The 13117-nt window shown below is 73.8% G+C and carries 9 protein-coding genes and 1 pseudogene; 5 read left to right on the top strand and 5 right to left on the bottom strand.

Annotated elements, in window-relative coordinates; all coding sequences use genetic code 11:
• Positions 1–93 precede the first annotated feature (93 nt).
• The 3 genes from GA0070216_RS25855 to GA0070216_RS25845 all read left to right on the top strand — a co-directional run bounded on the left by GA0070216_RS25855 (position 94) and on the right by GA0070216_RS25845 (position 2364).
• The gene (locus GA0070216_RS25855) at positions 94–378 is read left to right on the top strand and encodes a DUF427 domain-containing protein (protein ID WP_091251423.1); all 285 of its coding nucleotides are present in this window, start codon (positions 94–96) and stop codon (positions 376–378) included.
• 57 nt (positions 379–435) lie between these two features.
• Positions 436–1155: an RICIN domain-containing protein gene (locus GA0070216_RS25850; RefSeq protein ID WP_091251421.1), complete on the top strand. Its 720-nt coding sequence runs from the start codon at positions 436–438 to the stop codon at positions 1153–1155.
• Positions 1156–1389: 234 nt separating this feature from the next.
• Entirely contained in the window at positions 1390–2364 is a 975-nt protein-coding gene (locus GA0070216_RS25845; protein WP_091251419.1) for a GlxA family transcriptional regulator, read from the top strand.
• A gap of 9 nt (positions 2365–2373) precedes the next feature.
• Here the strand turns inward: GA0070216_RS25845 and GA0070216_RS25840 are convergent, their stop codons facing one another.
• Complete coding sequence (locus GA0070216_RS25840) at positions 2374–4326, bottom strand: VWA domain-containing protein (RefSeq protein WP_091251417.1); 1953 nt, start codon at positions 4324–4326, stop codon at positions 2374–2376.
• 2 nt (positions 4327–4328) lie between these two features.
• On the bottom strand, positions 4329–5825 hold the full coding sequence (locus tag GA0070216_RS25835) for a magnesium chelatase ATPase subunit I (protein ID WP_091251414.1): 1497 nt from the start codon (positions 5823–5825) through the stop codon (positions 4329–4331).
• 248 nt (positions 5826–6073) lie between these two features.
• Here GA0070216_RS25835 and mgrA point away from each other — a divergent pair, with 248 nt between their 5' ends.
• Positions 6074–7063: an L-glyceraldehyde 3-phosphate reductase gene (mgrA, locus tag GA0070216_RS25830; protein ID WP_091251413.1), complete on the top strand. Its 990-nt coding sequence runs from the start codon at positions 6074–6076 to the stop codon at positions 7061–7063.
• A gap of 116 nt (positions 7064–7179) precedes the next feature.
• Here mgrA and GA0070216_RS25825 read toward each other — a convergent pair whose 3' ends face one another.
• Entirely contained in the window at positions 7180–8136 is a 957-nt protein-coding gene (locus tag GA0070216_RS25825; RefSeq protein WP_091251410.1) for a lytic polysaccharide monooxygenase auxiliary activity family 9 protein, read from the bottom strand.
• Between the two features lie 137 nt (positions 8137–8273).
• On the opposite strand from GA0070216_RS25825, the gene GA0070216_RS25820 reads away from it, so the two are divergent.
• Positions 8274–10511, top strand: a complete 2238-nt coding sequence (locus tag GA0070216_RS25820; RefSeq protein WP_245722737.1) for a DUF4153 domain-containing protein — start codon at positions 8274–8276, stop codon at positions 10509–10511.
• 192 nt (positions 10512–10703) lie between these two features.
• Here GA0070216_RS25820 and GA0070216_RS25815 read toward each other — a convergent pair whose 3' ends face one another.
• Together GA0070216_RS25815 and GA0070216_RS36685 are read right to left on the bottom strand one after the other, a co-directional pair.
• Positions 10704–12725: an SDR family NAD(P)-dependent oxidoreductase gene (locus tag GA0070216_RS25815; protein ID WP_245722736.1), complete on the bottom strand. Its 2022-nt coding sequence runs from the start codon at positions 12723–12725 to the stop codon at positions 10704–10706.
• A 48-nt stretch (positions 12726–12773) separates the two neighbouring features.
• Positions 12774–13097 (bottom strand): annotated as a pseudogene (locus GA0070216_RS36685) (acyltransferase domain-containing protein); the annotation flags it as partial.
• Between the last annotated feature and the right edge of the window lie 20 nt (positions 13098–13117).

The following is a 13117-nucleotide window of genomic DNA, read 5'->3' as shown; positions in this document are numbered from 1 at the left end:
GCCGGGGCCCCCGGCCCCGGCGCGGCGCCGGTCGAAACCGGTGGCCGCGAGGGGTCCGGGAGGGGTAACCCGGGCGGGGCGTAGCGTGGTGGCATGCCGAAAGCCGTGTGGAACGACCAGGTCGTGGCCGAGAGCGACGACACCGTCCTGGTGGAGGGCAACCACTACTTCCCCCGCAACACCCTGCGCGACGACCTGATCACCGAGTCGACGACCCGGACGGTCTGCCCGTGGAAGGGCACCGCCTCCTACTACTCCCTCACCGACGGCGACCGGACCAGTCCCGACGCGGTCTGGTACTACCCCGACCCGAAGCCGGAGGCGGAGCAGATCCGCGACCGGGTGGCGTTCTGGAAGGACGTCCGGGTCGTCGACTGAGTCACCCCGTCGCGGGCCGACTAGCCGTCGGCCCGCCCGGTGGGTCACCATGCCAGCATGGCCGTCCCCGATCCGCACCGCGACCCGTCCGGCACCGTGTACGGCGCCAGGCGGGCCGCCCGCCCCGGGCTGCCCCGTGATCCGCTGATGCGGTTCGCGCTGGCCGCCGGGTTGGCCGGCGTACTGCTGGGGGTCTTCTTCGCCACCGGTGTGCTCGGCGGCGAAGGGCGGACGCAGCCGGTGGTACCTGCGGCGGCCGCCCCCGCCCCCACCACGGCGGACGCGCCGGCGCCGACGAGCAGCGAGCCGGCCCCGACGACCGCACCGCCGTCACCGACCCCGGCAGTCACCACCCCCACCGCCGTCACCGGGCCGACGGCATTCCGCGCCGTGACCTCCGGACTCTGCCTCGGCACCGACGGCGCCGGCGAGAAGACCGCGGCCGAACTGGCCGCCTGCACCGGCGGGCCGGAGCAGCAGTGGGTGGCCAACCCGGTCGCGCCGGACGTGGTCACGCTCACCAACGCCGCGTACGACCGCTGCCTGGACGTCGAGGGCGGCAGCGGCGACGACGGCGCGAGGCTCCAGCAGTTCGGCTGCCACGGGCAGGCCAACCAACAGTGGCGGCTGACCCCGCTGGGTACCGGCCCGGTGCTGCTGGTCGGCGTGCAGTCGGGCAAGTGCGCGCAGGTACGCGACGGCGGTACCGGAGCCGGTGCCGAGTTGGTGCAGGCCACCTGCACCGGCGCCGCCGGCCAGCAGTGGGCCCTCGGCTGACGGTGCCGCCGAGCGCCACCCCTGGTCGACCGGTCGACCCTGGTGGCTCCACCACCGGGTGACCGGCGTCGCCCGGCCACACCACCGCCGATGCGTGGTCGCGGACCGGACCGGGGCCCCGCTCCCGGCCCACCCCCGCAGGGGGTGCGGACTCGGATCACGGTCCTGGCCTTGGATACGCGGAACGCGCAAAACACGAGTGGCCGGAAATCCATCGTACGCAATAATCGGGCCATGACCTCCACCGTGCACCGGATCGCCGTGCTCGCCCTCAACGATGTGGTGGGCCTCGACCTGGGCACCCCGGCACAGCTCTTCGGTGCCGCCCGCACCGACGACCGGCGGCCGCTCTACGACGTCGCCACCTGTACCCCCGGTGGCCGTGCGGTACGCAGCACCGCCGGGTTCCAGGTGTTGCCCGACCACGGCCTCGACCTGCTGGTCACCGCCGACACGGTGGTGGTGCCCGGCATGCGCAGTGGCCCGCCGATGACCGACGGCACCATCGACCCGGCGGTGGCCGAGGCGCTGCGGGGCGCGCACCGGCGCGGCGCCCGGGTCATGTCGATCTGCACGGGCGCGTTCGTGCTGGCCGCCGCCGGGCTGCTCGACGGCCACCCGGCCACCACCCACTGGGCGTACGCGGACCGGTTCCGCCGGCTGCACCCGGGTATCGACCTCGACCCGGACGTGCTCTTCATCGACACCGGACGGGTCCTCACCTCGGCCGGAGTGGCCGCCGGCATCGACCTGTGCCTGCACGTCATCCGCATCGACCACGGCAGCGATGTGGCCAACCGGGCGGCCCGCCGCTGCGTGGTGCCGCCGTGGCGCGACGGCGGCCAGGCCCAGTACATCGAACGACCGGTGCCCCGCGCCCCGGTCAGCGACACCGCCGCCACCCGGGACTGGGCCCGACGACGCCTGCACGAGCCGGTGGCCCTGCGGGACTTGGCCGCGCACGCCCGGATGAGCGTACGCACCTTCACCCGGCACTTCCGCTCCGAAACCGGGCTCAGCCCGGCACAATGGCTGCTCCAGCAGCGCACCGACCACGCCCGCCTGCTGCTGGAGACCACCGACCTGACGGTCGACCAGGTGGCCCACCGCTGCGGCTTCGGCAGCACCGCCGCCCTGCGTCAACACCTGCACGCGCGGATCGGCGTCTCCCCGTCGGTCTACCGCCGCACCTTCCGCCGCACCCGCTGACCGCGCCGGTCAGCGCCGCCCGTGACGGGCGCGGAGATAGTCGGACACTACGTACTCGCCGAGGTCGCCCAGGTCGGGGGTGAACAGACGACCCCGGGAACGGCGGGCCACCGCCGCCATGAACCGGTGCAGACCCGGGTCGTCACCGAGCATGAACAGGTTGAGCGTCGCCCCGGCACGGGTCAACCGGTCCACCTCGCGGATGGTCGCCTCTATCGTCTCGGGCAGCGGCGGCCAATGGAAATATGCTTCACCGTCGTCCGGGTCGAGATGCGCGGTCGGCTCGCCGTCGGTCACCACCAACACCACCGGCTCGGCCCCCGGATGGCGGCGCAGGTGCCGTCCGGCCAGCCGCAACGCGTGCTGGAGGTTGGTGCCCTGCTGCATGTCCGGCTCCACCGCCGCCAACTCCTGCTGGGTCAACGGCATCGCCTCCCGGCCGAAACCGACGATCTGCAGAGCGTCCTGCGGGAACCGGCTCACCATCAGGTGCGACAGGGCCAGCGCCGTCTGCTTCATCGGCCCCCACCGCCCCTGCGACACCATCGAGTACGACAGGTCCACGCAGAGCGCCACCGCCGCCGACGCCCGCCGCTCCGTCTCCACCACCTCGAAGTCCTCGACGGCGAGTTGCAGCGGCACGGTGGGACCGGCCCGACGCACCGCCCGGGTGAGCGTGCGCACCACGTCCAACGGCTGCTCGTCGCCGTACTCCCACTGCCGGGAGGCGCCGCTGACCTCGCCGGCCGCCCCGGCCGTACGCAGGTCGTGCTGGCCGCGCGGGCCGGCGGTGAGGTCGGCGAAGACCCGGCGCAGCGCGGTGCCGGCGAGTCGGCGCAGCGCCTTCGGGCTGAGCGTCAACCCGTCGGCATCCCGGCTCACCCAGCCCTGCCGGCGCAGCTCCCGCTCCAGCTCCCGCAACCGGCGGACGTCGTCGGCGGCGTCGCGGCCCAGCGTCCGGGCGACCGCGTCGACGTCCACGTCGTCCAGGGTGGCCCCCGGCTGCTGCTGGTCCAGGGAGTCCAGCAGCTCGTCCAGCTCGGCGATCTCGTCCAGCGCCCCCGTCGCCTCGCCGTAGCCGAGCGGCTGGTCGCCACGGACCCGCTCGCCGCGCTGCCAATTGAGGTCGGGACGCAGGGCGCGCAGGTGGGCGTCGAGCGCGGACAGCTCACCGGCGAGCCGGTCACCGAGGGACTGCCGCATCAGCCCGGCCAGCTCCTCGCGCTGCCGGTCCGACAGCGACCGCATCAGCCGCTCACCGGCGGCCGACCGGCGGGCCAGCACGTCGACCAGCTCGTCGACGGTGCCCGGCTGTTCCGGGAAGAACTCGCCGTGCCGGCGCATGAACTCGGCGAACGCGTCGGTGGTGTCCTCCGCGCGGGCGTGCCGGGCCAGCAGGTCGTTGAGGTCACGCATCATCTCGGCGAGCTGCGCCTGCACTGCCGGGTCACCGGCGGCCCGCGCCGCGTCGCGCAGCCCGCTGAACCGCTGCTCCAGCACCTCCCCGCGCAGCCCGTCCAGAATCCGCTGGTAGGTCTGCCGGGCCTCGTCGCTGGTCCACCGGTACCCGGCCAACTCCTGCACCGCGCGGGCGGTCGACCGGGGCAGGTTGTCCAGCACCGTCTCGGCGAACCGGGCGTCGTCGTCGGTCCGCTCACGCAGCGCGTCCCGCTCCGCCGCGAGCGCCTGGTCGAGCAGCGCCCGGGAGCGGGTCACCGCGCCGTCCAGGTCGCCCCGGCGCAACGCCTCACGACGCAACCGCCGGGCGCGCGCCGCCAGCTCGTCCAGGCCGCCCCGGTTGTTCGGGCCACGGCGCAGCAGGTCACGCAGCGCGTCCCGGAGGCTGCCGCCGGCCAGCACCTCCGCGCCGACCGCGTCCACCGCGGCGCGCACGTCGTACGGCGGGGCGAGCGGGTCGGGGCCGCCCTGCCACTGGCCGTACCGGAACCGGTTGCCGGCCATGCTCAGCTCCGACCGCCGTAGACGGTACGACCGGAGTCGGTGACGTCCTTGCCGAGCCGGCGGGTCAGGTGCAGCCCCTCCAGCACGAACTCGACCCCGGCGGCGGCCTGCTCCGGGGTGGGCGCGTCGCCCAACCCCAGCCGGTCCAGCGCCTTGGCCAGCCCCGGCACCGTGCCGACCTGATGCAGCAGCTCCGCCGAGGAGACCAGCTCGCCGGTCTCGATCATCGCCCCCTCGGCGACCAGCGCGGTGAAGCCGGAGAGGTCCAGCCCGGCCAGCCGGGCCCGGAAGGTCTCGGCGGTGGCGGCCCGCAGCAGGTGGGCCAGCACCTCGATCTCCCGCCCCTCCTCACCGCTCTCGAACTCGACCTTGCCGCGCAGCGTCGAGGTCACCGACACCGCGTCGCCGACCCGGGCGACCGGCGACTCGGGCCGTACCGTGGCGTCGCCGGCAGCCGACGCGGAGCCGGCAGCCGGGGAACCGGCGGGGCCGGCGAGCAGGCCGGCGCGGCGCAACGCGGCGGCGGCGACCGTCTCGGCGGCGGCGATGGCGAACCGGGCGGAGACCCCGGAGCGCGGGTCCACCGACGGCGACTCGCGCACCGCGCGGGCGAACCGGGCCAGCACCTCCAGCACGTGCTCCGGCACCTCGGCGACCAGGTCGGCCTCCTGCCGGATCAGCGCCAGCTCCAGCTCCAGGTCGACCGGGTAGTGGGTACGGACCTCCGCGCCGAACCGGTCCTTGAGCGGGGTGATGATCCGGCCCCGGTTGGTGTAGTCCTCCGGGTTGGCGCTGGCCACCAGGAACAGGTCCAGCGGCAGCCGCAGCTGGTAGCCGCGGACCTGGATGTCCCGCTCCTCCAGCACGTTGAGCAGCGCCACCTGGATCCGCTCGGCCAGGTCGGGCAGCTCGTTGACGGCGAAGATGCCCCGGTTGGTGCGCGGCACCAATCCGAAGTGGATGGTCTCCGGGTCACCGAGGGTACGACCCTGGGCGATCCGGATCGGGTCGACGTCACCGATCAGGTCACCCACGCTGGTGTCCGGGGTGGCCAGCTTCTCGCCGTACCGCATCGAACGGTGCAGCCAGCCGATCGGCAGGTCGTCGCCGGCCTCGGCGACCAGCGCACGGGACGCCGGGGTGAGCGGGTGCAGGGGATGCTCGTTGAGCACCGAGCCGGGGAGCACCGGGGTCCACTCGTCGAGCAGCGTCACCAGCGCCCGGATCAGTCGGGTCTTGCCCTGGCCGCGCTCGCCGAGCAGCACCATGTCGTGGCCGGCGAGCAACGCCCGCTCGACCTCGGGCAGCACGCTGTCGTCGTAGCCGACGATGCCGGGGAAACGGTCCTCGCCGGAACGCATCCGGGCGAGCAGGTTGTGGCGGAGTTCCTGCTTGACGGTCTGGTACCGGTGTCCGGCGGCGCGCAACGCGCCGAGGGTGCCCGGCAGGTCGGCGGGCGGGACCGGGAGAGCCTGGTTGGGCGCAGTCACCCGTCCCACGCTAGCGCGGTCGGGCCCCCTACGCCGCCGGCACCGGGATCGCCCTTCCGACATGCCGGCCCGGACCCGGGTGGCGTCCCGACCGCCACCATGACCCGCTTACGTGCGGGCGGGTCCGCCCCGGCGCTCCGGGGCGGCGGGACGGCGGGTGGGCCCGCGGTGCGGCCGGCGGCCGACCGGGTTCGCCGGCACCCCGTCGCCCCGACCAGGGAGAACGTCCGGTCGGGGGCGGGGTTAGGGTCGACGGCGTGACCTACCTCGCCGCGGACGACCGCTACGACCAGTTGACCTACCGCCGCAGTGGGCGCAGTGGCCTGCGGCTGCCCGCCATCTCGCTCGGGCTGTGGCACAACTTCGGGCCGGACCGCCCGTTCGCGCGCCAGCGGGACATCGTCCGCCGGGCGTTCGACCTCGGCGTCACCCACTTCGACCTGGCCAACAACTACGGTCCGCCGCCCGGCGCGGCGGAGGAGGCGTTCGGCCGACTGCTCGCCACCGACCTCAGGCCGTACCGGGACGAGCTGGTGGTGTCCAGCAAGGCCGGCTACCTGATGTGGCCCGGCCCGTACGGCGAGTGGGGCTCCCGGAAGAACCTGATCTCGTCGCTGGACCAGTCGCTGCGGCGGATGGGTCTGGACTACGTCGACATCTTCTACTCCCACCGCTTCGACCCGGACACCCCGCTGGAGGAGACGATGGGTGCGCTGGACGCCATCGTCCGGTCCGGCCGGGCGCTCTACGTCGGCGTCTCCAACTACGACTCGGAGCAGACCGCGCGGGCCGCCGCGATCCTGCGTGACCTGGGTACGCCGCTGCTGATCAACCAGCCGTCGTACTCGATGTTCAACCGGTGGACCGAGGCCGACGGGTTGCTCGACACGCTGGCCGAGGTCGGCGCGGGCTGCATCGCCTACAGTCCGCTGGCCCAGGGGCTGCTCACCGACCGCTACCTCGACGGCATCCCCGCGGACTCCCGGGCGCGCACCAGCGTCTTCCTCAACGAGAACGACGTGACCGGGGAGAAGCTGGCCACCATCCGGGGCCTCGCCGGGATCGCCGAGCGGCGCGGGCAGACGCTGGCCCAGCTCGCCCTCGCCTGGGCGCTGCGCGACCCCCGGATGACCAGCCTGATCATCGGGGCGAGCAGCGTGGCCCAGTTGGAGGGCAACGTCGCCGCCGTACGCCACCTCGACTTCACCCCCGACGAGCTGACCGAGATCGATCGCCTCCTCGCCTGACCGCCCACTCTCCCGCGCCGCGGGGGGCCGCGCTTGTGGGCCGAAGTTGCGGTATCCGCGCGCCGGGATACCGCAACTTCGGCGAAACTGTGTGGATCATGCGAGCCGGGTGGGCCTCACCAGATGCGGCGGCGGCCGGCGCGGTGGTTGCGGACACCACACGGGCGGCCGGGCGGAACGGGTGCCGGTCGGCGCAGCCGGGTCGCCACCAGCGCCACCAGCAGCACGGTCACCACCGCCGCCGCCCCCACCACCAGCCGCATGTTGCCGCCCCCGACCTGGGTCACGGACGCCACCGGCACGCCGGCCTCCTCCCCCGCGCCGACGGACCCGCCGACGTCCGAGGTGGCGTCGGCGGAGGCCGCCGGGGCCGGGTCGGCCGGGGCGTCGCTCGCCACGGTCGACGACGGGGTCGGGGCGGTGTCCGTCGGGGTGGCCGCCAGCACGCTGCCCGCCGCCCGGAACAGCACGTCGGAGCAGGAGTAGTAGGTGTCCGGGGTGTCGGAGTTCTGCCACACCGTGTAGATCAGGTGCCGACCGGTCAACCCGGCGGGCAACCGCCCCGGCATCTGGTACGACCCGTCGCGCAGCGGCGGGTCGGTCACCGACAGGAACGGGATCGTGTCGAGGTCGGCCCAGCGCAGCGGGGTCCGCGGGTCGTAACCGGAGCGGGTGGTGTACAGCCGGAACGTGCCCTTGTGCGGGATGGTGCCCCGGTAGCGGAACGTGTACTTCGCCCCGGCGGTCAGCTCCGTCGCCGGCCAGTCGGCCCGCGCCAGGTCCAGCCCCCGGTAGGCGGAGAGCCCGCCGCTGCACAGCTCGCCGTCGGGGATGCGTTCCCGGTCCCGGCCGGCGACGCCGTACACCCGGATGTTGTCCCACTCGCGCAGCGCCGCGCCCGCCGACACCGCGGACAGGCAGGCCGGCGTCGAGACGTGCGGCCCCTCCGGGCCACAGGCCGCCGAACGGCTCAGCGGGCTGGTCGGTGCGCCGTGCGCGGCGGCAGGAGCCGCATCGAGCAGCACGGTCACCGCCACGACCGCGAGCGCGGCGAACGTTCGGCGTACGGTCATCTGGTCGACCTCCCGCCCTTGGTACGGATGCGGGCCGGCAAAGGTTCGACGATCCGGCGCGCCGTGCCGGTGACGGGGCCACAGCGGGGACCGGTTCGCTCTACAGTGACCGCACTTCCCGTATCAAGGAGCACACCGTGTCCGAGCCGGAGCCGACGTCAGACTCCCCGGAGGGCAGCCCACCGCCGCCCGGGTCCCCGCCCGCCGACGGGATGCCGTACCTGCTGACCATGCCTGCCCTGGAGGGGGTGCCGCCGGCCATCAGGTGGCCCGGTCGGGAGGGTGAGCCCGGGTGGGCCATCCCGGTCCAGATCCCCGACGGCACCGTCGGGTACGCCATCTTCCTGCCCCTGGTGCCGGCCGCCGCAGCCACCCCGGCCGCCGCAGCCACCCCGGCGGGCAGCGCCGACCCGGCCCCCGCAGGCCCGCCCGCCGTCGCGCCGGCCGGTCGCGATGACGGCGACCCCACCGTGCCGACCGGCGACAACCCGGCCGGGCCGGCCTCCGCTGCCCCGTCGGCGACGGCGGTCGGCGGGTCGGCGGTCGGCGGACCCGGTCGACCGGCGACCGTCCCGGCACCGCGCAGCGCCGCAGCCACGACCGGTGGCCCCTCGACCCCACCGACCGCGGCAGCGCCCGGCTCCGACCAACCCCCGGCTGCCGACGCCGGCCGGCCGGCAACGCCCGGCACCGACCAAACGGCAACACCCCGCACCGGCCAAACGGCACTACCCGGCACCGGCCAACCCGCGACTCCCGGCACCGGCCAGCCGGCGACGCCCGGTCCCGGGCGACCCGCGACCGGTGGGCAACCGGCACCACACTGGGGTGGCCCGCCGGTGGACTGGCGCCCGACCCCACCCCCGCCGTCGTTCCTCACCACCCGGTGGCCCGGTCCCCGGCCCGCCACCGGCTGGGCGGTGCCGGCAGCGGTCCTGGCCGGCGCGCTGGGCGTGGCGTTCTTCGTGCCACTGAGCCGTACCGGCATCGGCTGGTTCCTCGGCTGGCTGATCCTGACCGTCGGGGTGGTCGCCGCGGTCGGCCGCAGCGCCGGGGCGCTGACCCGCACCGACCGCCTGATCCGGGGCGGCTGGGCGGTGGGCGCGCTGGCCTTGCTGGCCGTACTGGCCTTCCGCAACGCCTGGTGGCTGGTGACCTTCTGCGTGCTCGGGGCGCTGGGCTGCGCGACGCTGGCCATCATAGGCGGCAGACAGGTCCGCTCGATCCTGTTCAGCCTGGTCGCGGCCCCGCTCGCGGCACTGCGCGGGCTGCCCTGGGTACGTCGGCACGTGAGCACCACCGGCTCCGGCCAGTTGGTGCCCCGGGTCGTCGGCTCGATCGTCGCCACCGCCGTGGTGCTGCTCGTCTTCGGGCTGCTGCTCTCCTCCGCCGACGCCGCCTTCAACCAGGTCCTCGGCGCGATCGTGCCCGAGATCAACGTCGGCACGGTGATCCGGTGGCTCTTCCTGGCCGCGGTGGGTGGGCTGATCGCGGTCGCCGCCACCTACGCCCTGGCCGCCCCGCCGGACCTGTCGACGGTCGACCGGGAGGGCCGACGCCGGTGGGGGACGCTGGAGTGGGCCCCGGCCATCGCCGCCCTGACGTTGCTCTTCGTCGGCTTCGTCGCGGTGCAGTTCACCGTGCTCTTCGGCGGCCAGCGGCACGTCCTGCGCACCGCCGGCCTGAGCTACGCCGAGTACGCCCGCAGCGGGTTCTGGCAGCTGACCGTGGTGACGCTGCTGACCGTGGCGGTGCTGGGCGGGGTCAGCCGGTGGGCACGCCGGGAGACCCGCGTCGAACGGGTCCTGCTGCGGGTCCTGCTCGGGCTGCTCAGCGCGCTCAGCGTGGTGATCGTGGTGTCGGCGCTGTCCCGGATGTACACCTACCAGAAGGTCTACAGCTTCACCGGTGAGCGGATCTTCGTGATGGCCTTCGAGCTGCTGCTCGGCGCGGTCTTCCTGATGATCCTGGTGGCGGGGGTGCGGTGGCGGGGTCGCTGGATCCCCGGCGCCACCGTCGGCCTGGCCGTGGTGATGCTGCTCAGCCTGGCCGTGCTGAACCCGGAGGACTACGCGGCCCGCCGCAACATCACCCGCTACGAGGAGACCGGCAAGATCGACGCCTGGTACCTGCGGGCGCTCTCCGCCGACGCCACGCCCGCCCTGGCCAACCTGCCGGACCGGGTCCGCCGCTGCACGCTGAGCTGGATCGACGACGACCTCGCCGAGCCGGACCCGTGGTACGCCTGGAACCTGGGCCGCGCCCGGGCCCGCGCGGAACTCGACCGGCTGGGTCCACGGGCGATCGGCGGGCAGAAGGACTGCAAGGCCGCCGACCAGTACGACCTACCGAAGACGCGGCGTACGCCCCGTTGACCCGGCCGCCCCGTCCGGTCCGGTGGCACCAGCCGATGGACCGGGCGGGGCGCGACGGAGACCAGTTTCCGACCCTCCGGGCGGCCACGAGGCGCGACGATGCGATGCCGCTCATCGGGACGGCCGAGCCCGATGTGCCACCCGCCGAACGGGCACGGCACCGCTGGTGAGCAGGTACGAGTCCGGCTACCGCTACGGCGCGGGCACGCGCTCGGCCAGCGCGGCGCAGACGAACCGCGCCAGGGCCGCCGCGTTCGAGTGATCGAAGACCACCCCCGCCGGCAACCGCAGGCCCGTCGCTGTGTTCAGGCGATTCCGCAGCTGCACGGCCGTCAACGAGTCGAATCCCAACTCCCGGAAGTTCCGTTCGGCCTCGGGGCCGTCCGGCGAGCCGAAGCCCAGGACCGCCGCCACGCTCTCCCGAACCAGCCCCGACACGGCGCGGAAGAGTTCCTCCGGATCCGAGGAGCGCAGACCGTCACCGAACTCCGTCGTCTCCTTACCGGCGGCTCCCGCCGTGAGAAGTGACTCGATCGCCTCACGCGCGTCCTCGATCTCACCGAGCAGCGGGCTCTGCCGGTGGGTGGTGAAGATCGGCGCGAAGGACTCCCAGTCGATGTCGGCGACAGCCAGGAACTGCTCGTCGTGCTCGATCGCGCGGACCAGGGCGGCAATGGCCAGGTCCGGATCCATCTCCCGCACGCCCTGCCGCTGGAGCAGTTCACCGGTGCCCGTCTCCTCTACCATCCCGGCACCGGCCCAGGCTCCCCAGGCAACGGAGGTGGCCGGCCTGCCCCGTGCTCGACGCCACTCGGCGAAGCCGTCGAGGAAGGCGTTCCCTGCCGCATAGAGCGACAGGGTCGCGCTGCCCCATACGCCCGCATTGGAGGAAAAGAGCACAAACGCGTCGAGCGGCGTGTCGGCGAGCAGCTCGTCCAACAGGACGGCACCCTCGACCTTCGCGGCCATCACCTGCGTGTGCTCGCCCGGATCAAGGTCCTTGACCAGGTTGTAGGAGGCCACCCCGGCGGCATGGACGACGGTGCGGATCACCTCGCCCGAGGTACGCAGCCCGGTCAGGAGTCCGGCCAGTGCCGTACGGTCGGCGATGTCGCAGCCGGCGATCGTCACACGGGCACCCAGCTGTTCGAGTTCGGCCGTCAACCGGTCCACCCCGGCAGCGTCCGGGCCGCGGCGGCTGACCAGCACAAGGTGCTCGGCGCCGTGCGCGGCCAGCCAGCGTGCGACGTGCGCGCCCAGGCCGCCCGTACCGCCGGTGATCAGGACCGTCCCGGAAGGACGCCAGGCACCCGGCTCCCCGGCGGTTCCGCTACGGCGGGCGCGTACCAGGCGGCGTCCGTACGCGCCGTCGCTGCGCAGCGCGATCTGGTCCTCACCGTGGTTGCCGTCGAGCAGAGCGGCGAGGTCATGCGTGATCACCCTGTCCGTGGCGTCCATCGGGAGGTCGATCAGTCCGCCCCACAGGGAGGGGAGTTCCAGTGCCATCGCCCGCCCCGCCCCCCACGTCTGGGCCTGTATCGGGTCCTGCACCGGATCGCCGACGCCGGTACCGACCGCCCCCTGCGTCAACGCCCAGACCCGCAGCGCGCGGCCGGTGTCCAGCACGGCCTGCATCAGCACCGCCGTCGCCATCACCCCGACCCCGACCCTGACTCCCGCTCCGGCCACGCCCTCGTCGTTCATGGCGAGCAGCGAGACGACTCCGGTGGTGTCGCCGTCGATACAACTGCTCAGCAGCATCGTCCACCCGGGTCGGTCGGGAGCCGCGGCGTCAAGTTCCAGCACCCGCGCGCGATCCCCGCCGCCGGTCAGGACGTCGGCGATCCGGTCGGCGATCTGCTGTGCCGTGGCGACCCCCTTGGGCACGACCACCATCCAACGCCCCGGCGCAGCCCTGCCCTGCCGGGACGGCAGAGCGCGCCAGGTCACCTGGTAGCACCACCGGTCGATCACCGCTTCCTGGTCGCGACGCCGGCGCCAGGCCGACAGCGCCGGCACCAGCTCACGCAGGGGGGTGTCCGCGCCAACGCCCAGCGCGACGCCCAGCGCGTCCGCGTCGCCCCGCTCCACCGCGCCCCAGAACTCCTCGGCGACGTCGGCGGGCCGGGACCGGGGAGCCGCGTCGGCAACCCGGGGGTTCGTCGCTGATGCCCAGTAGCGCTGGTGTTGGAAGGGATACGTCGGCAACCCCACCACACGCCCCGCAGGCAACACCCGACCCCAATCCACCTCCACACCACACACAAACGCCTCAGCCGCCGAACGCACCAACCGATCCACCCCACCATCACCCCGCCGCAACGACCCCACCACCACAAACTCCCCACCCACACCATCCACAATCTCCTGCAACGCCGGCACCAACACCGGATGCGCACTCACCTCAACAAACGCCACACCCCCCGCACCCACCGCCGCCCCCACCGCATCCGAAAACAACACCGTCTGCCGCAAATTCCTATACCAATAATCCGCATCCAACCCCCCAGTATCCAACCACCCACCAGTCACCGACGAATAAAACGCCACCCCACAAGACCGCGGACGAACACCCGCCAACTCCACCCGCAACCGCCCCTCCACCC

The sequence above is a fragment of the Micromonospora matsumotoense genome, from assembly GCF_900091525.1.
GTDB lineage: Bacteria > Actinomycetota > Actinomycetes > Mycobacteriales > Micromonosporaceae > Micromonospora > Micromonospora matsumotoensis.
This window is presented reverse-complemented; position numbering and strand designations above follow the sequence as displayed.

Excerpts from the sequence above, each read along its gene's own strand:
- GA0070216_RS25855 (WP_091251423.1), top strand. The coding sequence starts at position 94 with ATGCCGAAAGCCGTGTGGAACGACCAGGTCGTGGCCGAGAGCGACGAC.
- GA0070216_RS25825 (WP_091251410.1), bottom strand. The coding sequence starts at position 8,136 with ATGACCGTACGCCGAACGTTCGCCGCGCTCGCGGTCGTGGCGGTGACC.
- GA0070216_RS25845 (WP_091251419.1), top strand. The coding sequence starts at position 1,390 with ATGACCTCCACCGTGCACCGGATCGCCGTGCTCGCCCTCAACGATGTG.
- GA0070216_RS25840 (WP_091251417.1), bottom strand. The coding sequence starts at position 4,326 with ATGGCCGGCAACCGGTTCCGGTACGGCCAGTGGCAGGGCGGCCCCGAC.
- GA0070216_RS25850 (WP_091251421.1), top strand. The coding sequence starts at position 436 with ATGGCCGTCCCCGATCCGCACCGCGACCCGTCCGGCACCGTGTACGGC.